Annotated in this window: 33 protein-coding genes and 2 pseudogenes; 4 read left to right on the top strand and 31 right to left on the bottom strand. The window is 36.2% G+C overall.

Annotated features, from left to right (window positions below; all coding sequences use genetic code 11):
• Nucleotides 1-3 precede the first annotated feature (3 nt).
• The 14 genes and pseudogenes from SJY24_RS00320 to SJY24_RS00255 form a co-directional block, all read right to left on the bottom strand.
• Entirely contained in the window at nucleotides 4-933 is a 930-nt protein-coding gene (locus SJY24_RS00320; RefSeq protein ID WP_377863320.1) for a phage major capsid protein, read from the bottom strand.
• A 21-nt stretch (nucleotides 934-954) separates the two neighbouring features.
• The gene (locus SJY24_RS00315) at nucleotides 955-2,172 is read right to left on the bottom strand and encodes an XkdF-like putative serine protease domain-containing protein (protein WP_377863319.1); all 1,218 of its coding nucleotides are present in this window, start codon (nucleotides 2,170-2,172) and stop codon (nucleotides 955-957) included.
• 51 nt (nucleotides 2,173-2,223) lie between these two features.
• Nucleotides 2,224-3,150: a phage minor head protein gene (locus SJY24_RS00310; protein WP_377863318.1), complete on the bottom strand. Its 927-nt coding sequence runs from the start codon at nucleotides 3,148-3,150 to the stop codon at nucleotides 2,224-2,226.
• A complete protein-coding gene (locus SJY24_RS00305) occupies nucleotides 3,137-4,675 on the bottom strand; it encodes a phage portal protein (protein WP_377863317.1) in 1,539 nt (512 codons plus the stop codon). The genes SJY24_RS00310 and SJY24_RS00305 overlap by 14 nt, the downstream gene beginning before the upstream one ends.
• Nucleotides 4,675-5,466 (bottom strand): annotated as a pseudogene (locus tag SJY24_RS00300) (PBSX family phage terminase large subunit); the annotation flags it as partial. The pseudogene SJY24_RS00300 and the gene SJY24_RS00305, both read right to left, overlap by 1 nt.
• 221 nt (nucleotides 5,467-5,687) lie before the next feature.
• A complete protein-coding gene (locus SJY24_RS00295) occupies nucleotides 5,688-6,284 on the bottom strand; it encodes a GIY-YIG nuclease family protein (protein WP_377863316.1) in 597 nt (198 codons plus the stop codon).
• Nucleotides 6,285-6,441: 157 nt separating this feature from the next.
• Nucleotides 6,442-6,963: pseudogene (locus SJY24_RS00290) on the bottom strand (PBSX family phage terminase large subunit); the annotation flags it as partial.
• On the bottom strand, nucleotides 6,935-7,735 hold the full coding sequence (terS, locus tag SJY24_RS00285) for a phage terminase small subunit (protein WP_377863315.1): 801 nt from the start codon (nucleotides 7,733-7,735) through the stop codon (nucleotides 6,935-6,937). The pseudogene SJY24_RS00290 and the gene terS, both read right to left, overlap by 29 nt.
• A gap of 99 nt (nucleotides 7,736-7,834) precedes the next feature.
• Nucleotides 7,835-8,398, bottom strand: coding sequence for a recombinase family protein (locus SJY24_RS00280; RefSeq protein ID WP_377863314.1), 564 nt, complete (start codon nucleotides 8,396-8,398; stop codon nucleotides 7,835-7,837).
• 127 nt (nucleotides 8,399-8,525) lie between these two features.
• Nucleotides 8,526-8,663, bottom strand: coding sequence for a hypothetical protein (locus tag SJY24_RS00275; protein WP_377863313.1), 138 nt, complete (start codon nucleotides 8,661-8,663; stop codon nucleotides 8,526-8,528).
• 524 nt (nucleotides 8,664-9,187) lie between these two features.
• Entirely contained in the window at nucleotides 9,188-9,466 is a 279-nt protein-coding gene (locus SJY24_RS00270) for a hypothetical protein (RefSeq protein WP_012260114.1), read from the bottom strand.
• A gap of 864 nt (nucleotides 9,467-10,330) precedes the next feature.
• Nucleotides 10,331-10,702 carry an ArpU family phage packaging/lysis transcriptional regulator gene (locus tag SJY24_RS00265; protein ID WP_340954747.1) on the bottom strand — a complete coding sequence of 124 codons (372 nt, stop codon included), beginning with the start codon at nucleotides 10,700-10,702 and terminating at the stop codon, nucleotides 10,331-10,333.
• Nucleotides 10,703-10,842: 140 nt separating this feature from the next.
• Entirely contained in the window at nucleotides 10,843-11,472 is a 630-nt protein-coding gene (locus SJY24_RS00260; protein ID WP_377863312.1) for a Holliday junction resolvase RecU, read from the bottom strand.
• A gap of 2 nt (nucleotides 11,473-11,474) precedes the next feature.
• Entirely contained in the window at nucleotides 11,475-11,651 is a 177-nt protein-coding gene (locus SJY24_RS00255; protein WP_377863311.1) for a hypothetical protein, read from the bottom strand.
• 132 nt (nucleotides 11,652-11,783) lie between these two features.
• On the opposite strand from SJY24_RS00255, the gene SJY24_RS00250 reads away from it, so the two are divergent.
• The 3 genes from SJY24_RS00250 to SJY24_RS00240 all read left to right on the top strand — a co-directional run bounded on the left by SJY24_RS00250 (nucleotide 11,784) and on the right by SJY24_RS00240 (nucleotide 14,550).
• On the top strand, nucleotides 11,784-12,092 hold the full coding sequence (locus SJY24_RS00250; RefSeq protein WP_377863310.1) for a hypothetical protein: 309 nt from the start codon (nucleotides 11,784-11,786) through the stop codon (nucleotides 12,090-12,092).
• Between the two features lie 1,108 nt (nucleotides 12,093-13,200).
• Nucleotides 13,201-13,593, top strand: coding sequence for a thiol-disulfide oxidoreductase DCC family protein (locus tag SJY24_RS00245; protein ID WP_377863309.1), 393 nt, complete (start codon nucleotides 13,201-13,203; stop codon nucleotides 13,591-13,593).
• Nucleotides 13,594-14,409: 816 nt separating this feature from the next.
• Nucleotides 14,410-14,550 carry a hypothetical protein gene (locus SJY24_RS00240; protein ID WP_377863308.1) on the top strand — a complete coding sequence of 47 codons (141 nt, stop codon included), beginning with the start codon at nucleotides 14,410-14,412 and terminating at the stop codon, nucleotides 14,548-14,550.
• Nucleotides 14,551-15,092: 542 nt separating this feature from the next.
• Here SJY24_RS00240 and dut read toward each other — a convergent pair.
• The 16 genes from dut to SJY24_RS00160 all read right to left on the bottom strand — a co-directional run bounded on the left by dut (nucleotide 15,093) and on the right by SJY24_RS00160 (nucleotide 21,894).
• A complete protein-coding gene (gene dut, locus SJY24_RS00235) occupies nucleotides 15,093-15,539 on the bottom strand; it encodes a dUTP diphosphatase (protein ID WP_377863307.1) in 447 nt (148 codons plus the stop codon).
• Nucleotides 15,540-15,552: 13 nt separating this feature from the next.
• Nucleotides 15,553-15,720, bottom strand: coding sequence for a hypothetical protein (locus SJY24_RS00230; RefSeq protein ID WP_377863306.1), 168 nt, complete (start codon nucleotides 15,718-15,720; stop codon nucleotides 15,553-15,555).
• Nucleotides 15,721-15,784: 64 nt separating this feature from the next.
• Nucleotides 15,785-15,919 carry a Fur-regulated basic protein FbpA gene (locus tag SJY24_RS00225; protein WP_097821312.1) on the bottom strand — a complete coding sequence of 45 codons (135 nt, stop codon included), beginning with the start codon at nucleotides 15,917-15,919 and terminating at the stop codon, nucleotides 15,785-15,787.
• Nucleotides 15,920-15,927: 8 nt separating this feature from the next.
• On the bottom strand, nucleotides 15,928-16,341 hold the full coding sequence (locus SJY24_RS00220) for a hypothetical protein (RefSeq protein WP_377863305.1): 414 nt from the start codon (nucleotides 16,339-16,341) through the stop codon (nucleotides 15,928-15,930).
• A gap of 13 nt (nucleotides 16,342-16,354) precedes the next feature.
• A complete protein-coding gene (locus tag SJY24_RS00215; protein ID WP_079520137.1) occupies nucleotides 16,355-16,618 on the bottom strand; it encodes a hypothetical protein in 264 nt (87 codons plus the stop codon).
• Nucleotides 16,615-16,860, bottom strand: coding sequence for a helix-turn-helix domain containing protein (locus SJY24_RS00210; RefSeq protein WP_377863359.1), 246 nt, complete (start codon nucleotides 16,858-16,860; stop codon nucleotides 16,615-16,617). The genes SJY24_RS00215 and SJY24_RS00210 overlap by 4 nt, the downstream gene beginning before the upstream one ends.
• A complete protein-coding gene (locus SJY24_RS00205; protein ID WP_377863304.1) occupies nucleotides 16,817-17,080 on the bottom strand; it encodes a hypothetical protein in 264 nt (87 codons plus the stop codon). Before SJY24_RS00205 ends, SJY24_RS00210 begins: the two co-directional genes overlap by 44 nt.
• A gap of 14 nt (nucleotides 17,081-17,094) precedes the next feature.
• Entirely contained in the window at nucleotides 17,095-17,853 is a 759-nt protein-coding gene (locus SJY24_RS00200) for an ATP-binding protein (RefSeq protein WP_377863358.1), read from the bottom strand.
• Entirely contained in the window at nucleotides 17,837-18,592 is a 756-nt protein-coding gene (locus tag SJY24_RS00195; protein ID WP_377863303.1) for a helix-turn-helix domain-containing protein, read from the bottom strand. The genes SJY24_RS00200 and SJY24_RS00195 overlap by 17 nt, the downstream gene beginning before the upstream one ends.
• A complete protein-coding gene (locus SJY24_RS00190; protein ID WP_377863302.1) occupies nucleotides 18,593-18,814 on the bottom strand; it encodes a hypothetical protein in 222 nt (73 codons plus the stop codon).
• Between the two features lie 191 nt (nucleotides 18,815-19,005).
• On the bottom strand, nucleotides 19,006-19,632 hold the full coding sequence (locus SJY24_RS00185; protein ID WP_377863301.1) for a Sak single strand annealing protein: 627 nt from the start codon (nucleotides 19,630-19,632) through the stop codon (nucleotides 19,006-19,008).
• 17 nt (nucleotides 19,633-19,649) lie between these two features.
• A complete protein-coding gene (locus SJY24_RS00180) occupies nucleotides 19,650-19,826 on the bottom strand; it encodes a hypothetical protein (protein WP_377863300.1) in 177 nt (58 codons plus the stop codon).
• 1 nt (nucleotide 19,827) lies between these two features.
• Nucleotides 19,828-20,028, bottom strand: coding sequence for a hypothetical protein (locus SJY24_RS00175; RefSeq protein ID WP_377863299.1), 201 nt, complete (start codon nucleotides 20,026-20,028; stop codon nucleotides 19,828-19,830).
• Between the two features lie 570 nt (nucleotides 20,029-20,598).
• Entirely contained in the window at nucleotides 20,599-20,736 is a 138-nt protein-coding gene (locus tag SJY24_RS00170) for a hypothetical protein (protein WP_377863298.1), read from the bottom strand.
• Nucleotides 20,737-20,852: 116 nt separating this feature from the next.
• Nucleotides 20,853-21,629, bottom strand: a complete 777-nt coding sequence (locus SJY24_RS00165) for a phage antirepressor (protein WP_377863297.1) — start codon at nucleotides 21,627-21,629, stop codon at nucleotides 20,853-20,855.
• A 64-nt stretch (nucleotides 21,630-21,693) separates the two neighbouring features.
• The gene (locus SJY24_RS00160; RefSeq protein WP_377863296.1) at nucleotides 21,694-21,894 is read right to left on the bottom strand and encodes a helix-turn-helix domain-containing protein; all 201 of its coding nucleotides are present in this window, start codon (nucleotides 21,892-21,894) and stop codon (nucleotides 21,694-21,696) included.
• A gap of 207 nt (nucleotides 21,895-22,101) precedes the next feature.
• On the opposite strand from SJY24_RS00160, the gene SJY24_RS00155 reads away from it, so the two are divergent.
• Complete coding sequence (locus SJY24_RS00155) at nucleotides 22,102-22,452, top strand: helix-turn-helix domain-containing protein (protein ID WP_001016404.1); 351 nt, start codon at nucleotides 22,102-22,104, stop codon at nucleotides 22,450-22,452.
• A 5-nt stretch (nucleotides 22,453-22,457) separates the two neighbouring features.
• Here SJY24_RS00155 and SJY24_RS00150 read toward each other — a convergent pair whose 3' ends face one another.
• Entirely contained in the window at nucleotides 22,458-22,595 is a 138-nt protein-coding gene (locus tag SJY24_RS00150) for a hypothetical protein (protein WP_201309443.1), read from the bottom strand.
• Between the last annotated feature and the right edge of the window lie 156 nt (nucleotides 22,596-22,751).

Genomic DNA, 22,751 nt, shown 5'->3' with positions numbered 1-22,751 from the left:
TCATCACTCCTTAACTTTGATAACTTTCGCTACTGCATCTTCCTCTTCGAACTTCACATCAACCTTTGCAGTTAAAACAATAATGAATTTACGAGCGCGAATATCCTTATCTACTTCAATTCGAATATTACGGCTCATACCTGTCACAATATTTTTAGGAGGAGTTAATAAAATATCAGATACAGTATTTTCTCCATCATTATATGGCTGTAACATAGCAATTCCCTCTACTGGTACACCATAAGCAGAAGCTAAACCACCTTGAAGTGAAACATCCCCTAAGTTAGTTTGTCGCATCGCTACTTGGTCTTTCCATTCAATTTCTAAACCATGCGATGTGTAAAACTTCCAATCTTTAGGGTTACGCAGGTATTTAGCCGGAACAGCTTTATAAGCTTTCTTAAATACATCTTTAGTAAATACGCCTGCAGCACCATCTACAACATGCGAAGTTGCTTGTTTACGTAGGCCATCTAATAAAGCTAAATATGAATCTGTAGATGCTATATCACCATTCAAAATTAGCTCTTCGATATCTAATGCAGCACGATCTGCTATCATCTGCATGATAGTATTTTGAAGATTACCGCCCTCAATATTGTTTTCCAATGTATCATAAGTAATATGCACTTCCGCAATTACTTCTTTAGCATTTAACGTAATTGTACTAGTTGATGGAGCAGAGCGATCAGAGTCTTTTAAAGGTACACCTTCAACACCAGGGCGAAGAATACGGGAACCAAAGCCGATTTTTTCAATTTTAAGTGTGTCTGAAGCCATTTGAACAAAGCGCGAGTCCTTTAAAATAGTAGGAGAGTTTTGCACCATACGTAAGAATGTATCAGCTTGTTCAGGATTCATTAAACCGCCACTAGCTAATGTGGCAAGAGTAACGTCTGCTTTTTCAATAATTGTTTTGTTATTAAGTGTCATATATATTTTCCTCCTTCAGGCTTACAGTAAGCCATTCCATACAGATTTTTTAACTTCTGCTTTCTCGACAACATCAGTATCTTGCTGATTACTAATACCTTGAGATTTCTTTAATGCTTCGATCTCTTCACGTAAAGGAGCGGTAGCAGCTTCAACAGCTTTTTCCACCTTAATATCTTCTTCTGTTTTTTCCTCGTCGAGATTAAGGTGTTTCTTAACAGTAGCTAACTCTTCCTTAATTGGGCCAACAGCCTTTTCTACTGCTGAAGTTAATGTTTTTTCTAATTGTTCTTTGTTAAACTCCATATTGTTTCCCTCACTCTCTGCGCCTTCCGTTGAAGGTGTGACGCATGTTTTTAGATTTGTTAATGACTCAATAGCAGCGTCGATATCTCCCATGTTTGGAACACTGATTTTCTTACCTGCTTTCTCCACTTCTTCAGCAAGAGATACAACAGGTTTGTCCTCCCATGCCTTTACAACTGCTTCTGTGTCCTTCAATTCATTGATAATCTCAACAAATTCAAGTGCGGCTGCTTCAATACGATCTAAGTCGATAGCATCAGCAGTAGGAGCATTCCATAATGATTGATAGAAAGTATCTTCTAGTGCAGAGAAAGAGGCGTTAACATCACGGCGATGTTTGTTCTGATTAAATTTATCTCTAACCTCGCCTTTTTCAACTTTCTCTCCACTAAAAAAGCTCTTCATCAATTGGAAGAAGGACTTAAATTGCTTCTCTTCAGTTTTAGTTACTTCTTCTTCAACCACTTCTGTTTCTGCGACTCCTGCAAGGGAATATCCTTTATAGTCTCCCTTTTGGATAGATTCCCACACTTCCTCAGTTGCCTTAGTAACAAGCACCCATGTTCCTTTTGCTATTACCTCACCGTTCACTTCCATATCAGCAGGAGCGATATATGATTCAACTACTTCACCAACTCCTGCTTGGAAATCATGGTCCTTATCAATCTGTCGATATTTCAGCATGAACTCATGAGCAGCTTTCTCGATAGTCACTTCGTCAGCGAAATCGTTATGACTATCGAGAACACCCGGTTCATAAACAATTCCATATACTAAGCGTTTTTCTTCATCATTTGATTTAATAACACGCACTTCTTTTTCAAAGTTCGGCTCTTGGTCTGATTTAGTCAAAAAGAATTCTCTTTTATTTGCACCTGCATTTACATAAGAAACGTGTGAGACTTGTAGATTTTTCAATTTTCGCTTTGTCATCTGTTCTATTCACCTCCTTTCAAATATGAATCAACATAGCTTTAGAAGTCTTCATTTTCTACTCAACTCCTTCAAAGTTTCTTCCCTAATCTTCTGCTTCTCTTCTTCAGATAGCCCTAATATGTTTTTATCTACTGAAGGGGACATAACACATTTGCAATTCACTCTTTCTTTCGCACTTAACGAACTATCACGAGGAAACATACATTTCTCACCAGATCCAGGCAGTTTAAATTCTTCCTCTACCGGAACCGTTGTACCGTCATACGCCACATGATTTTCCCGCGGTTGATTATTCTTCGCACCGCTATGACGCCACTTCTTACCCGTAACCGCAGGGGATTGGTAATATGATTCAAATTGAGAAGCGGAACATGCTGCAAGGACTTCGGTCTGCGCTGTCCTCTTCGCTCTTTTACGGTCGAATTCCGGAAGCTTCGCAAGCTCTCTTGCTATTTCACGAATACCTTTCCCTTTCTCTAATCCTTCGTTTAAAATCCGCTCTACTGCTTTGTGAGAGTTAATCTTCATAATCTTTCCTAATTCATCAGCCCAACTGTCAATCCACTTTGTAGTGCGTTTTGAGAAGATATTAAATTGAATATTTGGGTCAATCGCATCCATAAAAGCTTTTGTCATGTCCTTCATCGTATAATCAAGAAACTTCCTTGCTGCTTTGCTCAGGCTTTTAGCAAAGGTATCCGCTCCAAATAGGCTACCAGTGACAAAGTCGATAATGTCCTTTATCTTGATACCCTTCTCCACAGCATCTTTTTTCATATAGTTCTTAATTCCATCGACAAAGTACTTCTTCTGTTTCCGAAGCAGTTTAGCAATTTCTTTTTCAAATTCCTCAACGTATCCTGGTAACATGTCCAATACTTCTAGATCCGTAGGCAATGAAGCTATAAAATCGTCCGTATCAGCCTTTGCAATCCATTCATTAAGAGAAACTAAGAGCTTATCAATCTTCTGCATTTTGCATCGACTCCAGTACGTCACGTAGGTCTTTCATTACATTGACTAGTTCCTCATTTGAATTGCTGTCAGCTGACTTCTGTAGAGTTTCTCCTAATCCTTTTTGCCAACCACTTACTTTACGATGTCTTTCTAAAACTAAAGCAACCGGTTGATCTACTTCAGGAATATCATAATCAGAGAACTCTTTATTTAGCATATTACCAGCGATATTACGTATATCTCGAAATGTTAAACCGCCCTTATCAGCCAATACCTCAATGGTTTTAACCATATCTTCCGTGTTACTAATTTCTGACTTACGTAGGTTCACATATACGTGTTTTAATCCATATGGAAGCAGAAGAACGTTATTAATGATGAACTCTAAGCTGTTACGCTCAGGTTCAAACACCTGCTCTTCTGTAATCTCACGCACAGATTCAGCAGTTGCTCTGTTAAAGTCTCTAATATAGCCGACATATACATCAGGCAAACGGAATGCTGATTGTACCTTTTGGCGTGATTTCTCATCGTATTCAAGGAATAGAGCATCATTTTGCAAGATATCAGCTAAAGATTTAAGCTCAATATCCACCGGTGTTGGGGTGTCACCTACAATACCTTCCTCCGCACTTTCCACTTGCAACAAGAGATATTTATGTTGATTATCCTCGCCTTCAACATTTGAAACATAATCAGTAATCGCCGCTTCACTTTCTTCTGATAAAATGCCGTTCTTTAATAGAATAGCCATCGGGATATGTCTACCTTGTTTAAAATAACGCAGATTTAATTCTTCTGCCTTTCTAGCCCCTACCATGTGTACAACATGCGATACCCAACGTGGAATGCCATATGGTCCATTACCAATCTTCAAATGAATAACTTCGGTAGCGTTTTTTTCTCCTAACGAAACATCGGAAAACTTACCAGTCTCTTTATTTAAGAAACGTGGATCGCCAAACTCTTTGAAATAAGTGTCTACTGATCCTACTCGTTGTACATAGCGACGAAATCTCTTTTTTCGTTTGATTTCTTTTCCATTAATTAAGTACGTTACTTCTTGAGGTTTGTCATCTTTACGTGTCACTCGCATGTATTGCGGTAACATATTTATTAATTCTGCAGGTTTTCCTTCTAAATTACGAATCGCTTCAATATAACCATTTCCAGTCGTCTCTTTATCATCAATACCTGTTTCAAGAATCTCCTTGAATGGCTTTTCGAAACTAAATAACGGAATAATTTCAGTATCAACTAACGTCCACTCCGCCTTCATTTCAGGAGTTTCTTTGTTATCATCCTGCTTATACTTCATTTCATGACCAAACCCAGCTATATTACGCTTGTACGCATCAATACATTGACCAAGAATCGTACTATTTTCTCTAATCTGCTGTAGGTCTTCTATTCTATAAGGTGGTTCAATGATTTCATTTACAGCATACTTCTCATTTTCACTCTCTTGCTGGCGGGATAGTACCTGAGCACTTGTTCCCGCTGCCTTAATTACTTTGGCACTAACTTTCCTTTTATTCATCATTAAGCTGCTTCACCTCTTTTCTTTTTCTTCTTTTTACGCAGTCCGTAAATAATTGTATTAACAAAGTATCTTGTTTCGTCCATATGGTGATCATTCTCTTTCAGTGGCTTATCTTCACCACGTTCAACTGATTTCTCATCCCATATATAAGAAGCGAATTCTTTAAATGTTTCGTTACAGCAATCGTTAAAATAAATAATGCCCGTGTTAAGCGCAACACCGACATTACCAATACCCTCTTTAACATTATTTCGGGCCTTATATACTTTTCGTTTGTTCCTAACTAGCAAAGCTATAAATGAAGCAGCGGACGGGTCAACTACTGTACCATGGATTGGCAAATCCCCTACAAATCCCTCAAAGTCTTCGTAGTATTCCTGGTCTGTTTTCTGCTTTTCCGTTTCTCTACCGCTATAACGGTACTCCTTCACCTTGTACCATACTTCTTCGCCTTTTTCGATGCACTTACCCCACAAGCCATATACCATAGCGTTCTGCGTACCATAGTCACAAGAAACAAAGTATTCAACGTATTCCCTTTGGATCGTAGGGACTTTATGTTTATCCTCATCAAACATATCAAATATAAGTCCTGAAGCAGCTGCCCATTCACCTTTGATATATCTACGATAGAATACGCCACTATACATGCGGTGATACCTTCTTTTCGTCTTCTCGTCTAATGACAAATTATCATCCATAGAGAATTTAAGGTGCAGTAGATTCTTTTCTTTCTTTTGATCCAACCACTTCTCTTTAAACCAGTGATATGGCCCTGCTGGGTTACAGTTAACTTTTATACCCTCGGTTTCCCGATATTTATTAGGGGAATAGACTATATCTTCATCTCATTCTAGAGATGCTCGGCGCTTCCCCATAAGGAATTACACCTTATGAGTACAGATTTCATAAGCATAGAAAAAAGCGACGTTAGTCGCTTCCTTAGCCTGTATATCTTAGTCGTTACACCTTCCAAAGGGTTTCCCCTATGGCTTGGCACGGTATTGTCATATCAAACAAATTTCCAATCATTTAAAGGTTCTTTTGTTTCTGGATGTTTACCCGCTGACTTCCTTTTCCCACTAATAAACTCAGAAATTTTACATCCGTTTGTTAATCCTGCATATTTAGCAGCTTCTCTTAAAGAATTGAAAGTTTCACCTAATTTTTCTGAATGGACTTTTCTTGATTGGTAGGCGTTCTCTCCTGCTCTTTTTTGTCGAGATTCTAACGAATGCTTCCTTCCTGTTTGCGACCTTTTCATTTTCTCTTTAGTAGAATCTTTCAGAGTATAGGTTCGTATTTTCCCGTCGAAGTTCCTTACATTCACCCCTATTTCGGAAGTTCTATGTTTCGCAATATAGTATCCCTCTAATTTATTTAGTTGTTCTTCGACTTCTTCCCTTTCTCCTGTGATTTCCTTTAATATATCAAGTTGAAAGTTATCAAAACCGTATTTTTTTATTTCTTGATAAATTGGAGTTTCTACGTAATTACAACGGGTTTTATAATTATTTACCCTTCTTTTTATATCAATAGTTCTTCCTATATACTCTTTTCCACTTGGAGAAATCAACATGTAAACATAACCTTTAATATGATTGTTCATTGCAACCACCCCTTTGGTATTATTTTACTACAAAAGGATTACAATTAAAATTGGTTCGTTTTAGATTTTCACCGTTAGCACCATTTAGGCACACCTGGCACTTACCAGTTCACCGAGTTTTAAACTACATATCACTATGTAGCGTGGCTAATTTTAACCACATTTTAGAACCAGTAACTGATAGACGTCCTGTCGCCTGATTGACAAAGCTTTGCACCATAAGTGCTACTTCATCAAAAAACATTCCTGCAGCAGTTATACCTTGTATCAAATCCTGAGAACTTTCATCCTTACCACCAAAGATATAGAAAAAATTCGTTACTCCATCTTTAGTAATAGAAAGCATATTCTCACTTCGGTGGTCCTTCACCTTATAACCACGAGACTTTAGCATCTTTTTAAGTGGCGTTATAACGTTACGGCGGTGCGAACCGATTGTTTTACCACACATACCGAAGTTCTCACCCACAAAGGATTCCATTGCCCACATGACATAGGAAAGAGCCATTGATACTGTTTTCCCGGCACGAATGGAGCCATCGCAAATAATCCCGTCATAATCTTTAACGGGACTGTTAGGCTTCCACCAGGTTAATACCTTCATCTGCTTCTTGGAGAATGGCTTGAATTTGAATGGAGCAGGTTTCTTTTTACGCTTCGGAATCGTCGACATAGTCATCCCACACTTCCTCTACCTTACCTTCTAGCGCTTCTTTAAAACCATCATCTTCATATTCTTCGCCATCTTCACCTTTAATACGAGCGGTGTCGGCTTTGGTTTTCTCTATATCTGCCTTCAATTTATCTAACTCTAGTCTTCTCTTATCATCTGCATTTGCTAACCTATCAAACCTCTCAATAAGCTGTGATAATGTCGTCATCGCCCTGGACTGAGCATTTAAGAAAGTAGCATGTTTATCCCAAGCAAATTGGATTTCCCATTCCTCTTCAAAGCCACTCTCAGTAACTTTATTCTTTCGTAATTCTTTTGTTTTATCTTCTTGATATTTAACAAACATTAATCTTTGCGCTCTAATAATAGCAGCATACTGAATCGTTATGTTTTCCCATAACATATCAATTGGATTCTTCTCCATGATCTCAGCAGCTAAATCAGCTACATCTTCTGGAAAGTGTTTTCGAAAGAAACCATGCGTCATAGCGTTATGGTTCCCTTTTGGCGGGCCATGCCCTACAGCATTATTATTACCCCATTTAGGGTTCTTGTTGCCCGAATTACCCACTGCATTCTTATTGCCAAGGGGTGCACCTGTTTTCTTGGTTTGGGTGCATCCTTTTTCATCTTTTGGGTGCACCCTTTTTCGATTCCAACCATGCCTTTTTCTCCAGGACTTAATTGTATTAATACTGACCTCATATTTCTCAGCCAGTTCCTTATACTTCATACCTTGCATGTAATCTTCTTGAGCTAACTCGTGTTTTTGTTTCACTCCATATCACCCACCACCTTCTATATAATAGGAAGTAACTCGTTCATTTCTCCCTTCGAATAACTTTTTTCTATGCAAAATAAAAAAGCAGCGGATTCGCTACTTTAATTCTTTAGCCTTAGCATAAATAGTAGAACGCGGAACACCTGTCATTTTTGAAATATCATTTACACTCAAACCATTTTCCTTCCTATTTAAAAATAAGTTCATGGCTTGTTTAACTTGCTTTTCATCCTGCCCTTTACGTCCCATATGTTTACCCATCGCTTTAGCCCTTTCTCGACCTTCAGCTGTTCTTTCATTGATTAAATCTCTTTCAAACTCAGCAATAGCCCCTAACATAGTAAACATCAATTTACCTGCAGGCGTTGAAAAATCAATTTGTTCTTTAAGAAACACCACCGCTATTCCTCGATCAGCTAATTGATTTACAATCTTATGCAAATCAAATATTGATCTGGCTAAACGATCTATTTTACAAACAACAAATTTATCTCCTTCTCTCATATACTCTAGTGCCTTTTGCAATTCTTCCCGATCACTATTAGCTCCACTGTACTTTTCAGAATATATTTTGTCACATCCATATTCTGTTAACCTTTCAATTTGTGCATCTAAGTTTTGATCTTTTGTACTTACCCTTGCATAACCAACGATAGCCATCCAAATCACCTCAAAATAGTCTAAAAGTCTTAAGAATTATATACTTTTATTTTAGACTATCTTTTAGACATTAACAACTATCTGTTTACAAAGTTTTTACCCTATAAATTTTAACTGTACAAAAGGGTCAACTTTTAGACAGACGAACAGGACATTCTTCACCTCTATTTTCGTTCGTTGTGTTCGTTTGTTTTGTAACGTATCGATAATACATGCGAAGGATGATTACCCATATTAGAATCCCAAAGAAGTCTATCCAATCCACTTGCTCACCCCTTATCTTTCTTCACCATCGACACGATACATGATGAACACATAGTTATCCAAAAGATAAACCATGTTGTCAAAATTGGATGTTAATAAATAACTTTCATCATTAACCTTCCTAACCAAATATCCATTTTATTCAAAACAAAAGAGCGCCTTCAATGGACGCTCTTTCAAATTATTAGAGTATCGTTGACTCTTTTGCCTACTCTCACCTTATTGTATGTTAAAACATTTTCGATATGAATAAGATCATTTTAAAAGAGCACCCATAATTGGTAGGTGCTCTGATATATAAAGTGGTTTTCATCCAAACAGTCCAATATATGCTCGTCCATCTCGAAAGATGAAAACAAAAAAGCACCTAATTAAGATGCCTTTTCGAAACGTGTTAACGCGAGTAGCGAACACAATGAATCTTTCCCGGTGTCACTACCATCTTATGTTCAAAATTCTTAAATATGCCTAATCGTTAATGTGTAATTTCTATATAACAAAGAAAAAAGCACCCGTTTTGGATGCTTAACGTATACTAATATTAATATTGAATAGCTCTATTGATAGACTTTCTAGAACAATGAATATACTAGCTGAAGCTGATCTATATCCAATATTCTTTCCTGTAACATTAATAGTAATCTCCGCTAAATGGGTCTGCACATCATCTTTTTCAAAAATTTTATCTTCAACCTTTTCAATTATTGCTACATTATCTACTTCTTTAAAAGTTTTCAGCAATTTTGTTTCTAATAAAGTAAAATCAAAATTTTCATCTTTAACTACATCAAATTTAATCTTCATTTTTCTTTCCCCATTTTTAACTAGTTAATATATTAATATTAGTATAATTATATATACTTTTATTACATAATTCAAAAGTTATGTTTTACAAAACTCCCCATAGTTCACATATTTAATAGAGAGAAATAGAAAAACAAATGGCAAGAGTTCCTCTTCCAAGGTCAAGATAACTCTCAACCTTCTCCAAGTCATCGCAACACTATATATTAGCTACACGCTTCACATTTGGTTAATTCGGTGACTGGGAGAAGACTAAGAATCTTCTCGTTTATACTCCATAGAGTCGGCTACTTAATGTCATTTTCGCCAATTTCGTTTATACAACGTGATTATATCAAGACGCGTATGTTTCTTCCTACGCCTTGTTTGAACCAATACACAAGACTGAGGGGAAGGTTCAGCTGTATTGGCTCAAACAAAGAGCGGAAGCTCTCTGCTCGTTTAATCGTTTAAGAAGAACCTAGCTTACGTTACATTAGTAAATATTGTGAGTAATTACTAATAAATTAAGTTATTCCTTCTATCCGGGAACGTGGCCCATTCAATCGAACGAACCATCATCCCACTTGGTAAACGATCCAGTTTTAACATAGAAATCAAGAATTCACATGACAGGTGTGATTTTACTACCTATGAGCCTACAAACGAAAGGCGGTACGTTTATACACTCAATGAGAAGTAAAATATAAATAATTTTGGGAAGCTCTTATCCCCTCTAGCCTCCGCGTCACCGAGTAACGTTATTATAATGGGAACGCTATCCCCAAAACGTATTCTCTTTTCAAAGAACTGTTTATAGGAATAGCTTATAATTTCCATGGTTTTATTTAGTCCCCCAAAAAGTTCGCATTTTGTTCGCTATTTTTAGATTATCCCTAATGCCGTAGCAATCAATTTAACCGCACTTTGCTTCTTTTCATAGAAATATGTCTTCTTGAGTAGTAGATCATGATAAACATCTGAATCTTTTACTCTCTCGTTTGTTAGGAACTTACGCTCAACGATATTCCGTTCATCTTCATCTAGTAAGTTATTAAGCGCCTTTTCTACCTGCTGCACCTTCCATTTACTCGTGTTTCTAGAATTACGTAGCTCAGGAAACAAACTGATTCCTTCTTGTTCCACTTCATTACTGAATCGCATCTTGAGTGCTCTGTATTCCTTTAAAACGCTCACTACTTCCTTCTGTACTTTCTTATCATCGATTGCTGGTAATAAAGTTAATTGTCTCTCCATGAAGGAATCCCCCCTATTTCGAATTTGTCTTTTTAACTTTACATTAGGTACGTGAAATTTTAATATCTCATTGTTGAATAAGGGAACATCGCGCATTAACATTACCCCCACCACACTGTTAGTCATTGCTCCGCTATCCATTAAGCCTTTAGCAATTTCCGTTTCTTGTTGGCCATCTTCTCTTTTGCTGCTTCCATGTTATTTGCTATCCTTGTATGGTCCTGATCAAATTGAATCATTCCATCAAACATAACTGGTGCTACTGCTTCGTCAATGTATTGTAAGTAATCCACTGGCGCTCGTTCTGTCTGATCTACTAAATACCCATAAATATCAAAATCCGCTCTTGGTATCGACTTCTTGCCTTTGGGCTGCTGTGACACCCTTACATAAGATTGAATGACTGATAGTGGTACCGCGAATACTGACTTGTCCTTACTAAACCCGATGAGGAAGAAACAAATTGCCCCCATCTTCTCCGCTATCTCTAGATAATCCAATTGATGCTGCGCGATGTTCTTTAAATCAAATCGATTTATCTCATTTGTAGATTTTGCTTCAAACGCTATAGCTCGTCCCTTATACACACCGTCATAGTCTACTGTACTTTTAGATTCGTAATAACCATCTTTCACACGTCCATAGACCATTCTTAATACCTTCACAGGAGTTGGACGCTTATTTATAAGCGCCACTCCCCCTCTTTGATACATTTCATTCGATAGATTAATAAGCTTTTCAAAAGCCATTCCACGGTTTCCTTGTCCCATTGTTATTCCTCCATTTCTTTCTTGCACTCTTCAAGAAAATCAATAACTTCCTGAACATGCTCCCTTGTTGTCATACTCTCCATTACATATCCTTCATCGTTATAAACATTGACCTTATTTCCTGTAAACTCCATTCCACACATTCCGTCTGCACCTAATAGCTTTACGTTACCTTCCATTCTCCTAACCTCACTTTCTTCTAAAAGGATTATTTTGTAAAAAAAAATCATTTCAATTTATAAACGCTATCTTTTTCTTTTATTTTCCATTAGAATTAAATGGAAAATATTTTAATAATATAGGAGAAAGCGATGAAACATAACATCAATCTATGGTCCTTTATTTTTTCTATTATTTGCATTGGTTTATTCCTCTTATATCTTGAGATTGGTTCACTAGCCTCATCTGAAACGAAGATGTTTATTATGAATTCACTACCTATCCACCCTTTATTTTTTTTACTAGTTTTAACAATAGGAACTTTTTTTGCTGGTATGAAGGGATTTTCTAAAGTAGATAATTGGGTTACGATGCTTAGAAGCATAGCAACAGTTCTACTAACACTTTTATTATCAGTGTTTTTAACACTAACTTTGATCATTGGCTATGCATTAAGTTAAACGTCGTTCTTCACGAATAAAACTCAATATTCCGTTAATAATATAGATAGGCGATAGCCAGAACTCATTTAATGAAGTCCCTAACCTTTCTCCTTTCCCCCTTTTGGAGAACCAGCCGAGCAGCTAGTTTTTGCTAGCTGCTCTTTTATTTATGAAAAAAGATAAAATCCTTTATAATGATTCTTCTTTATTTCTCAATATAAAGAGCCTTGGATTTTTTTTAACAATCTTGTAGTATATGAACAAAGAGTAAGGTAAGAGTTACTCTTTGCCATTTTAGGAAAGGTCCTGTTGGAGACAACGGGGCCTTTTTACATATAGAGATAGTTTTGTTTAATTTTTCACCATTAGCCACAATAACATCTTATAATCGTTATATACTAAGTTAATTAATGGATTAGGAGTAGATCAAATGCTAGTTACACTAGAACTTATTCTTTTCATTCTTCTAGCAATTAGTGCTGTTGGCTATTTAATAAAAGAATTTCAAAAAACTAGGAAAAGAAAACTTGGAATTTCAATAGAATTTTTGGTTCTTTTCTGGTCAATATGGAGAATATCGGCTATCATAATCTAATTTGTAAAATATAATCTCCCTTGATTAAAACTCAATATTCCGTCAATACTGTAGACACATGGTTATCCTTTCTCTGTTTTCCTTATATGAGCAGTTAGCTTTTGTTAGCTGCTCTTATTTTCTGTAATTGGTTACATTTACCTGATGTTTGTAACGTAATATTAAGTTACAATATAAAAGAATAAAATATATTGAGCTGTTATACCATTACCCTAGGAAACTAGGGTTTTTATTTCCACCAAATGAAATTTTTATAAAGTTTTTAAAAAGCCATCTAAATATCTATAATTCCAAACATATAAAACATTAAATGTGATAATATTATTATGAAGATATTTACCGACTAACTTTTATGCCCTAGCCTTACGTACTAGGGCATATTTATTTTTTAGTGTGTAATTCCTCCCTCATCTAAAATAGCGTTTTTATTAAAAGCTCTTCGTAATTCAATAATTCACAATGAGTGTATTTATATTCTCTTTTCAGTTAAAATAAAAAGCATTCAAATAAACGTTTTAGAAAGGATTATAAATGACACGAATTATACTTTTTGATGGAGAATGCAACTTATGTAATCAAAGTGTTCAATTTATTATTAAAAGAGATCCTAAAGGATATTTTAAATTTGCATCACGCCAAAGTAGCATAGGTATTCAGTTATTAAATCAATACAACATTAGCGAAACAATAGATAGCGTGGTATTAATTGATAATAATAAGGCTTATACAGAATCAGATGCCATACTGAATATTTGTAGGCACTTAAAAGGAAGTTGTAAATTATTTTTTATCCTTTTAATAATCCCAAAACCTATTCGGAACCTTTATTACAAAAGAGTCGCAGAAAATAGATACAAATGGTTTGGCAAACAAAAACAATGTCTTATCCCTAATCCGGATATCAAAAAAAGATTTTTAGAGTAGTTAAAAATATAAATATTCCCATGAATCTCTCTTTGAGAGATTCTATTTTTTATTCAGCAAAATAACGATTTTGTTAAAAATTTTTCACCTTTGTTTGGTGATATTTATATATATAATGCATATACTTTTACTAACCAGTTACCTCAGTAATATATACTTAGTGCCATTCCTTTTTATCAAGACAACAAACCCCTCCGTTTGTTGTCTTTTCATTTAAATAACGCTTTTGTTAAAATTCCCATTTGTCTCTTTTCTTTAGTGACATGCTCCATAACTCCAAGTAAGGCATACAATATTAAAAATTCACTCGTGAAAATCTGATTACGATTTTTTGAATTTTTTATATCTCATGAGACATTTACCTGCCTTACTAAGAGTGCATATAAAAATGTGCTCTTTTTATTTGTTGTTAAATAAGAATTTTGTTCAGTTTTACTCTAAAAGTAAAATTTTCATTTTTTCATTCAACCAAGTTCATAACATATTCTTTTCTTCCCATAAAATAATGATTAGGTGTCCCATGCGCATTTTATCCACTGGAAATAATACCTTTCACGTACTTACGTATTAGAAACTTCATTTCTGCTTCTTCTGCAGTAGCAATTTTGTTCACTTTTTTGATACATTTATGAAACATTCACATGTTATTTTCAATATGTTCTATTCTTTTTGAAAAACCATGTGAGAATACCAAAACAAGAAGCCCTAGAGCCCTAACTCTAGGGCTTTTTGTTTTTAAATAACGCTTTTGTCTTACTCCCTCACAAACCAAAACTGTGTTAAAATTAATCCATAATCTGTAAGGAGGTATGTAAAATGAGTTCGCCGTACACATGTGTATCTTGTGATCAACCTCTCATACAACACGATGAACATTCGTTTATTCATTACTGTATTAATCCAAATTGTGAAGAAGCAAAATTGCACTTATCTTTGTTGGAAGAGATGGGGTTGTGAACCCTATCTCTTTTTTCTTTACAATAAAGATTTTGTATATTTTTTTAAAATCTATATATACTTATAATAAATAATTAGTTATACTGTTAAAGTTCCTAACACTCATTAATATGGAATCGACAATTGCAACAACTTTACTTCCTTAAGTCCTAGCATTTTAAGCTAGGACTTTTTACTTCATTTACATTCACAATCGTGTAGCCACTCATCACACTTATTACAACAGCAATCACAATTCTCTATTTTTCTATCACACTGACTGCAATACTCAATCACTTCGTAAATCACGTTGATTCCTCCAATCAGATAACGCTTTTGTTTAATAAAAACCAATTAACTATAATTTGAAAAATCGGAAACAATTATCTAGTGTTTTTTCTGAATACTCGTGATATTATTTTATTGCTGGTGTTCATCAACCCGAGCATTCAGTAACACCATCCACAGGCTCTACTCTCATCATTCCCTTTTGAGAGTAGAGCTTTATTTATAGAACTGTACTGAGTACCCTGTGCATATTTGTACAAAATTCAAATTTGGTCTTACTTTACGCCCGTACTTCCAAATCCGCCTGTGCCACGATCACTCTCTGAAAGCTTGTCTACTTCAACGAAATTCGCTGTTTCCACTGGCGCTATGACGCCTTGAGCAATGCGTGTACCTTTTTCAATTACATGAGCTTGCATATTAACCACTTTAGGTACTTCGGTGTTATCAACTAGCACTCCAACCTCTCCACGGTATCCACTATCCACCGTGCCAAGAACAACTCTTAACTTTGTGTTACGCGTCATACCGCTACGCGGTCGTACCTGCAATTCGTATCTTGGTGGAATCTCAAAAGCCAATCCAGTTGATACAACCTTTGTTTCTCCCGGCCAAATAATTGTGTCCTCCGCTGCTACAAGATCAAAGCCACTATCACCTGGCTTCGCATACTTTGGCAGTTCTACATCTTTTAATCGTTTGATTTTCACTCTCAAATTCATTCCATTCCGCTCCTTATAAGTAACTAATCAATTTCTTCTTTCTATCCTGCAATTCTTCCAATGTCCGCTTCGTCTTCCGTTTCTCGCTATCCAATCCCACCAAGTGATATTCCATCTTACGAATCTCGCTCTCTACCACCTCGAGTTCCCTTTGCACCTGCACCACCGTTTCTTTTTTCATTACTTTCCTCTCTTTGCTTCGCTAATTAACTTCGTGATCTCGTACACACCGTTCTCCAATTCCATCATTCTGAATACACTCCTTTTATTAGATTCCACAACTCTTGTTCAGTCATCTCATAAAGTTGTCGCCCTGTCTTTTCTTCTTTATAAATTCCTTTTTGTAGTAATACATCGATGTAGATTTGTTTCCTGTCCATGTTGCCTCCTAGCTTCTTTTCTTCTTAGGTCTCCTTGTAGGTGTAGTTGCTGCCCTTTGTGGACTCCATCCTCTTTTTAATACTCTTGTACTAAATGTGCTATATGAGATACCATTCTCTTCAGCTAAATTGACCTTATCTTCCATTGTTGCTCTCAATTTCTTTACAGGCTTTTTCGCCGCTTCCTCTGGTGACATCCCTTTATAAACACGAGTTAAAAATGTCATTTTGTTAATCCCATTTTCTAACGCTAGTCTCAACCACTTTTGTTCCCTAAATTGATATTTCCGAGGTGGTGTATTAATTGCCTTATCAATATCCCACCCCATTTGATACACCCTACGATATAACATGTAATAGCCAATTCCGTTCTTCTCGGCTGCTTCATAATCTTCTTTTTCTAGCCATCTATTTATCGTCATGGCGCTATGCCTCCTAATCCAAATTCATGATTTCCTCTAAGGTTCTATCCGAAATATAAGTAGTAATGATTTGTATCTTTCCGTATTTCTTTTTAGCCATTTCTATAGCTGTGCCCTCGGACTTCGCCTCAAACCAACGAAGCTTCCACTTCTCGTCTTTGTCGTAAAACTCTACTGAGTACGTCATAACGCTATTACTCTTCAAAAATCTTTCCGCTGTACTTGTTGCGCTATAATCAAAACTTCCTACTACATCCTCCAGTGTCAGTTGTTTCATGCCCCTAACCCCATTGGACGAGATTTAATTTTATTCTTATCTGCCTGATCCATGATTAATGCGGCGATTTCTAATTGATGCCTTCCTAGCTCTTTTGCTATTTCAAGAATATCTTTATTCTCATCCCACATTTCTCGTAATCGAATTACTTCACTTTCATCAAACAATAAGTCCAACTCTTCTAAAGCGATATATAAGTTACGACGCGATTTCTTCATGTACCTTCCCTGCTGCAACGCCATTGTGTAATTCTCCTTTTCTAAATCCGTTCCAAGTCGTGGCATCCCATTTCCCCTCCAGTTGTAATTTATGAATCTCTCTTAGTTCCGCCATAACGGCATGACGTCTTCTATCCACTTCTTCAGGACTGCGATTCCCTGCTTCGCAAATACACGGCGCAAATTGATAGCAACCATTCCCCATATCGGTTCTAATTACTCCCGTTCCACTACATGCACACATCTTAATTCCCCCTTTTAAAATGGCAATGCTTTTCTTCTGTAATCCTTTGTGTCTTTGAAAACAATTGCTCTAAAGTTATTGAAGATACGTGATACAATTCGTTCATCATATGCACCCTCTAAACGCTCTCCTGTAAGGTTTGTCGTAAAGATAGTAGATTTGCCTTGCCTTCCATCAAAAACATCGAATAACACTCTATTAATGAAGTTTGTTGCTTTCGTGTTAGCATCTAATGCGCCTAATTCCGCTCCCAAATCATCGACTATCAAGACTTCCGCTTTTACTAAGCTTCGTATAATTGAATCTTCAGTTAAGGAGGAATCTTTATTAAACGTACTTTTAATCTTCCGTAGCAATTCACCGACTGTAACAAAGACAACCGATATTCCTGCACCTGCAAGCTGATCTGCGATAGCATAAGCAAGATGTGTTTTCCCTGCCCCGCAATTCCCTGCCATAATCGTGTTAAACACCTTTTCGTTGAGATAATCCGTTGCGATGACCTTTGCAAGTTCAAGGTTCTTCGCTCCTTCCTCGCTAGTAGGTTGGTAGTTTTCAAAGTTAGCTTTCTTAATGTTGCTATCGGCGATCATGCTTTGCTGGTGAAACATGGATTTCTTCTCATTCGCTTTATCCGTATCGTATTTCGCTTGCTCTTGTTGCTGAAGTTTCTTACTTTCGTTTTCAAGGAAGCATCGAGGGCAAACAACCTGTCCACCGAACTTCATCTTATTCATGCCGTGCGTATCACACACATCAGAATCCATAGTCATATTCACCTTTTTGGCTATATCGGTTGGTATTGCTGCCGCCGCTCTCTGCATTGTTCTTCGCTCCTTTATTTCGTTGATATTCAGCTTCTAATGCTTCCACATCATTTAAAGTCTTCACATTTTTGTTAGCCCACTGTTTTAAGATACCTTCAGCGTAATTCCATTTCGCTTGTTTCTTTAATGCACGTTCCATAGCCGCTATAACAAGTTCTTCGTTTGTATCTTTAATCCACTGATCTATGCTATCTGTCATGAACGGATTTAAAACTCCAATGTTACTTTCATAGAATGAGAAGGGATTCTTACTACTACTTATTGTTAAATTAGTATTGTTAAGATTAGTATTGTTAGGGTTCACCTGGTGAACAAGGGCTTGTTCATCTCCTGAACCACCCTTGTTCATCTCTTGAACTACCTTGTTCACTGGTTGAACAAGGGTACTAATATCATTGATGTAATATACGTTTGAAGTATGTCCACCATCTTCGCCATTTCTCTTTTCTTTGAAGACATATCCACATTCGATAAGTAAATTTAGAGATTTGATAATCGTATTTTTGGACATTCCTACTTTCTTTCCGATTGTTGATAAAGAAGGGAAGCAACTACCCGTTTCTTGATTTAGATGCCTGCAAAGAACCATGTACACTGCCATTTCTTTATGAGAAAGCCTTGCATCGTCTACAATCTCGTTATCTATCATGAAAAATCCACGTCTTCTTCTATCTATTAATGTCATTTAGTTCACCTTCTTCATCCAACATTCATAACTCACTAAATCTTCCATTCCTGTAAACCGAACCTTTTCTCTTCCCCTGAACTTACCTTCATGATAAAAAGTTCTTTCTGCCCTATATATTCGTTTGATTGGCGTTACATAGTCATAACCTCGTTTTTCTAAATCCCGAACTGCTATTAACATCTCTTTCACCGATCCACGCCTTACAGGTATCTTAAACATCACGCATTCACCCTTTCGCATACCGCTATGTCGCCTTGAACCTTAATTACTTTGTATCCTGGATAGCGATCGGGAGTAATTTACTCAATCGCCTTTACTCTTGCTTCTTTTTCATTCCGTGCGCCCTTCCATACCCACTTCGGAAGGACGACTTTAGATTGATTTTTGTCTAACATAGGCTTAGCATCTCCTTAGTTTGTTTGTTCTATTTTTTCTACTTGTTCTTCGATTTCAGAAGTTTCTTTTTCAGCCTGTTTAACCCACTTTGTTGATTTCTTAAGTACTTCTTCAGCTTGTTTTAATGTCAATTCGCCAACTTCTTTAATACTTAAGTGTCCTTTAATCGTGTCTTCATCCACTTTTCGAAGAGTAGCTAATTTTTTTATGTTTAATTTAATTGCACCTACTTGTTGAGCAGTAATCATTTCTTCTTGTACTTCCGGTAGGTCTTCGCCCGCATAGATATATAATCCTAATCCGTGAAGCGCTATTGCCTTTACTAAGCAACGTTGAATACTTGTGTTAATATCAAAGCTGTTAGGCTCTGCAATTGGCTTATTTTGATTGTTAAGTATTGGGTGAATCTGGCTTAGTGGTATTCCTTGTACAATTACTTCAACTTCTACAAAATAACCGCAATCTGTTTTAAGGTATGGCACTCCATCAAATCGCTTAACTTCCCACGTTGCTGTTGGATCTACTTCACGAAGTTTTTTAACTGCCCAAGCCCATGATAAGTAATTAAAACGTCCTTTCTTTTCAACATGTTCCGTGCAATCTATTTGAGCTAATTTAGAAAAATAATTTTCAGTTGTCATATTAATATCCCTCTCTCTTAAAATGGTGACATTTCCGTTTGTTTACTAGCTTCATACACTTCCGTCAGTGCTTGTAATCCGTATTCATAAGCTACAACCATCGATGCAGCATTAGGTTCTTTACTTTGCTTATATCGTTCAACCAAACTCTTCATAACTTGAATTTCAGCTTCAATTTTGTTTTGTAGGCCCATCTTATTCACCTGCTACTTTCTCTGTAGAATGAGACTTTACATATTGAGTAATGCACTCTGTATCTGCATGTAGGTAAGCACCATCGAAATCTAAGCAACTTTCACCGAAATATATCTCTCCTTCACAACCCGCACATTCTTCAATAAAGTCTCTTGCTGATGAATCTTGACGATTGCCAATTAACATTCCGTTTTCAATCATTTCCAATTCCTCCTTATTTACTTATGGAGAAAAGATTTGGTATAATGTAAGTAGAATGATTTACATTTCTTTTCTCCAAACCGTCCTAGGCGTAGGGCGGTTTTTTATTTTCTCAATATCAATTAACGAATGATTCTGTTAATATTTAATTACCGATATGTGTATCAACCAGCCTGTGCTTCTGTACGGGCTTTTTATTATGCTAGTTTTTAACTAGCGGATACATTTTTCTCACCTTTTCTCGACGCTTTCACGCATCGGAATATCCAGGAACACATTTGTTAGGTGGGGGACATCATAAGATTACTGAATATTACGAAAAGAAAAAGCTTGTCCTATTAACTCTATAAAGACGCTATTACAAACATAATCCCTTATAGCTTCTATGGATTATCAACTTTTTTCATGATTTTTATCTTTGTTTTTTATATTCATATTTCTGTAACATCTTTATATAATGTTTTAATGAATTTCGTGCTAAACTTATAACATTCCAAGAAGTCCTTTACTTTTAGAATCGACAATTCTTCAATACCCTAGTCTTGCCCTGCAACCCCTGCAGGGCTTTTATTATTTAGCTAGAGTGATAAACTCCTTATGCATTTCCTCAACCTTATCTGCGCTGTTATGTACCCCTCTAGCTCTTAAATCCTTTATGATCCACAAGATTTTCTTTCGTTCGTATTCATCGCGCTGTTGTTTATCCATCACTTTTCATCCTTCATAATCCGCTTGTCTATGCGTTCCATCAGATAAATGAATCCTGCAATTCCGATAACTGCCACCAATATCATTAAATGTGAGAATGTACTTTCTTCCATTGTTTAAACCACCTCCTGTTCCTTTTCTTTCTTCAGTCGGTCTATGATGTAAGCTTGTCCTTTTGGTGTTACGTATGTTGTTGTCCATGTGAATGGCTCTCCACTAGGTTTCTGCTTAACACCTTGTGTGATTTCGAATAATCCTTTTTCAACTGCTGGCTGAGTTGGCTCAGTAGAACGTTTGAACATTAAGTTCCACTCTCTAAGTTTTGTGAATAACTGACGTTGCCCGATTTTGATATTGTGTTTAGCTGCTAATTTAGCAACTTCACTCACTTTTAATGATTTATCCGATTGCATACACGCTTCAGCGAATGATACAAGTGGTTGTTGCTGTACGATTTGTTGTTGTGCTGCCGCAAGCTTTTCTTTTTCTTCTTTTAATTTAGTGAGAATACCGATTGCGAATTCTGGATTTGTTATTGCTTGTTCCAGGACTTGATCTGTCATGTATGCTCCGTGTTTTCTAATAGAAGGAAGTACTTCGCTTGTAACCCATTTTCGAAATTCTTTTGCTTTCTGAGTTTCTGATTCGAAAATCAGCTCATACAATCCATCTTCGGTAATATATGGTTGTCCATCGTGGACAACTACTGATATATCAGCTTTTTGGATGACTTTCTCGATACGATCTTTTCGAAGGTAAGTTTTCCCTTTTGCCACTTTCGTATATCCAAGTGACCACGCTGTATTTTCAAGATTGAACATTTCCTTAGCGTTAAGGTGTATAACCTCTAATGCTCCAAATTCTTGATGATTGAAAATCTGTAACTGCCTCATTTTCTTTCCTCCTATTAGTTCACGGAAAGTGAACGTTTAGTTAAAAATATTAGTTAACTTTTCGTTAACCTTCTACTAATTCATCAACCGTAACATCATACAATTTAGACAGCAAACCCAATCTGTATATACTTGGTTGTCTCTTGCCAGATTCAAGTTGTGAATAAGCGGATTTTGTTGAGTAACCAAGATAATCACCTACATAAGCCTGACTATAACCACGTTTCTTGCGTAACAATTTGGCCTTTTCGATATTTAGTTTCATGTTTATCACCTTTGTTCGTTTCGTTAATTTGATAATAACATAATGTTCACTTTTTGTGAACTATAAAATTTAATTTTTTTTCAATAAACTTAAAAAGGTTGTCTTTGAGTGAACTTTTCTGTTAAATTTTATATATATTGACTATAGTTAATGAAAAAAAAGTAAAAGATAATATTATACGGGACTTCTATAAAGGGGAGAAAACTGATGAATCATCAATTGATTAGCAAAAGGGTTAAAGAAATCAGAACGGAAATACTCAAAATGAGCCAATCTGAATTCATTAACGCACTAGGACTAAAAAGTAAATCTGCTGTATCTATGTGGGAGAACGAAGAAATAGATAAATGTCCATCGAGAAAAACTTCTTTAGATATAGCTAAACTCGCAAATGTATCGGTTTCTTATGTATTAGGTGAATCCGATGAGAAGAATCCTGAATTAACAGCTAAGGATGACTTAGAACAAGTAATGATAGATATCCGCTCTAAGAATCCAGATAAACAAAAAGAACTTATCGAAATGATAAAACAACTAGTTAAAATATCAGGCGATTGATAGCGTCAAATGCTACCGATCGCCTCTTTTATTTTCAAAAGAATTTCATAAGACTCAGCATCCCCATTATGAGCCGCGTTAAAGATTCCTTGTAGATTACTTTCAATTTCAATTAACTCTTTTTCGATTGTATTTTGTTCCATCCCCAACATCCTCCGATATCTTCATAGTAGTTTGTGAATCTTTCACAATGTTTTCTTAAATATTGAATTTGATATTTAGGAAATATCCCTAGAAACAGCGAATGCGATTGCCTCTTTTGAGACAATCGCATTCATAATATTTATATCACGGCTCTG

The organism is Bacillus sp. R86525 (assembly GCF_042466195.1).
Taxonomy (GTDB): domain Bacteria; phylum Bacillota; class Bacilli; order Bacillales; family Bacillaceae_G; genus Bacillus_A; species Bacillus_A nitratireducens.
The sequence above is the reverse complement of the archived record's forward strand: the minus strand, read 5'-3'. Positions and strand labels throughout refer to the sequence as shown.

What these genes read in the sequence shown, in the direction of transcription:
- SJY24_RS00190 (WP_377863302.1), bottom strand. Translation starts at nt 18,814, where the DNA reads ATGTTTAAGATACCTGTAAGGCGTGGATCGGTGAAAGAGATGTTAATA.
- dut (WP_377863307.1), bottom strand. Translation starts at nt 15,539, where the DNA reads ATGAATTTGAGAGTGAAAATCAAACGATTAAAAGATGTAGAACTGCCA.
- SJY24_RS00270 (WP_012260114.1), bottom strand. Translation starts at nt 9,466, where the DNA reads ATGAAGATTAAATTTGATGTAGTTAAAGATGAAAATTTTGATTTTACT.
- SJY24_RS00170 (WP_377863298.1), bottom strand. Translation starts at nt 20,736, where the DNA reads ATGGATAAACAACAGCGCGATGAATACGAACGAAAGAAAATCTTGTGG.
- SJY24_RS00215 (WP_079520137.1), bottom strand. Translation starts at nt 16,618, where the DNA reads ATGAAACAACTGACACTGGAGGATGTAGTAGGAAGTTTTGATTATAGC.
- SJY24_RS00180 (WP_377863300.1), bottom strand. Translation starts at nt 19,826, where the DNA reads ATGGGCCTACAAAACAAAATTGAAGCTGAAATTCAAGTTATGAAGAGT.
- SJY24_RS00250 (WP_377863310.1), top strand. Translation starts at nt 11,784, where the DNA reads ATGAAACATAACATCAATCTATGGTCCTTTATTTTTTCTATTATTTGC.
- SJY24_RS00240 (WP_377863308.1), top strand. Translation starts at nt 14,410, where the DNA reads ATGAGTTCGCCGTACACATGTGTATCTTGTGATCAACCTCTCATACAA.
- SJY24_RS00310 (WP_377863318.1), bottom strand. Translation starts at nt 3,150, where the DNA reads ATGCAGAAGATTGATAAGCTCTTAGTTTCTCTTAATGAATGGATTGCA.
- SJY24_RS00205 (WP_377863304.1), bottom strand. Translation starts at nt 17,080, where the DNA reads ATGTGTGCATGTAGTGGAACGGGAGTAATTAGAACCGATATGGGGAAT.
- SJY24_RS00295 (WP_377863316.1), bottom strand. Translation starts at nt 6,284, where the DNA reads ATGAACAATCATATTAAAGGTTATGTTTACATGTTGATTTCTCCAAGT.
- SJY24_RS00315 (WP_377863319.1), bottom strand. Translation starts at nt 2,172, where the DNA reads ATGACAAAGCGAAAATTGAAAAATCTACAAGTCTCACACGTTTCTTAT.
- SJY24_RS00230 (WP_377863306.1), bottom strand. Translation starts at nt 15,720, where the DNA reads ATGAAAAAAGAAACGGTGGTGCAGGTGCAAAGGGAACTCGAGGTGGTA.
- SJY24_RS00245 (WP_377863309.1), top strand. Translation starts at nt 13,201, where the DNA reads ATGACACGAATTATACTTTTTGATGGAGAATGCAACTTATGTAATCAA.
- SJY24_RS00150 (WP_201309443.1), bottom strand. Translation starts at nt 22,595, where the DNA reads ATGGAACAAAATACAATCGAAAAAGAGTTAATTGAAATTGAAAGTAAT.
- SJY24_RS00320 (WP_377863320.1), bottom strand. Translation starts at nt 933, where the DNA reads ATGACACTTAATAACAAAACAATTATTGAAAAAGCAGACGTTACTCTT.
- SJY24_RS00260 (WP_377863312.1), bottom strand. Translation starts at nt 11,472, where the DNA reads ATGGGACAAGGAAACCGTGGAATGGCTTTTGAAAAGCTTATTAATCTA.
- SJY24_RS00280 (WP_377863314.1), bottom strand. Translation starts at nt 8,398, where the DNA reads ATGGCTATCGTTGGTTATGCAAGGGTAAGTACAAAAGATCAAAACTTA.
- SJY24_RS00155 (WP_001016404.1), top strand. Translation starts at nt 22,102, where the DNA reads ATGAATCATCAATTGATTAGCAAAAGGGTTAAAGAAATCAGAACGGAA.
- SJY24_RS00265 (WP_340954747.1), bottom strand. Translation starts at nt 10,702, where the DNA reads ATGGAGAGACAATTAACTTTATTACCAGCAATCGATGATAAGAAAGTA.
- SJY24_RS00225 (WP_097821312.1), bottom strand. Translation starts at nt 15,919, where the DNA reads ATGGACAGGAAACAAATCTACATCGATGTATTACTACAAAAAGGAATT.
- SJY24_RS00175 (WP_377863299.1), bottom strand. Translation starts at nt 20,028, where the DNA reads ATGATTGAAAACGGAATGTTAATTGGCAATCGTCAAGATTCATCAGCA.
- SJY24_RS00165 (WP_377863297.1), bottom strand. Translation starts at nt 21,629, where the DNA reads ATGAGGCAGTTACAGATTTTCAATCATCAAGAATTTGGAGCATTAGAG.
- SJY24_RS00255 (WP_377863311.1), bottom strand. Translation starts at nt 11,651, where the DNA reads ATGGAAGGTAACGTAAAGCTATTAGGTGCAGACGGAATGTGTGGAATG.
- SJY24_RS00160 (WP_377863296.1), bottom strand. Translation starts at nt 21,894, where the DNA reads ATGAAACTAAATATCGAAAAGGCCAAATTGTTACGCAAGAAACGTGGT.
- SJY24_RS00220 (WP_377863305.1), bottom strand. Translation starts at nt 16,341, where the DNA reads ATGACGATAAATAGATGGCTAGAAAAAGAAGATTATGAAGCAGCCGAG.
- SJY24_RS00305 (WP_377863317.1), bottom strand. Translation starts at nt 4,675, where the DNA reads ATGATGAATAAAAGGAAAGTTAGTGCCAAAGTAATTAAGGCAGCGGGA.
- SJY24_RS00185 (WP_377863301.1), bottom strand. Translation starts at nt 19,632, where the DNA reads ATGACAACTGAAAATTATTTTTCTAAATTAGCTCAAATAGATTGCACG.
- SJY24_RS00200 (WP_377863358.1), bottom strand. Translation starts at nt 17,853, where the DNA reads ATGACTATGGATTCTGATGTGTGTGATACGCACGGCATGAATAAGATG.
- SJY24_RS00195 (WP_377863303.1), bottom strand. Translation starts at nt 18,592, where the DNA reads ATGACATTAATAGATAGAAGAAGACGTGGATTTTTCATGATAGATAAC.
- SJY24_RS00210 (WP_377863359.1), bottom strand. Translation starts at nt 16,860, where the DNA reads ATGGCGTTGCAGCAGGGAAGGTACATGAAGAAATCGCGTCGTAACTTA.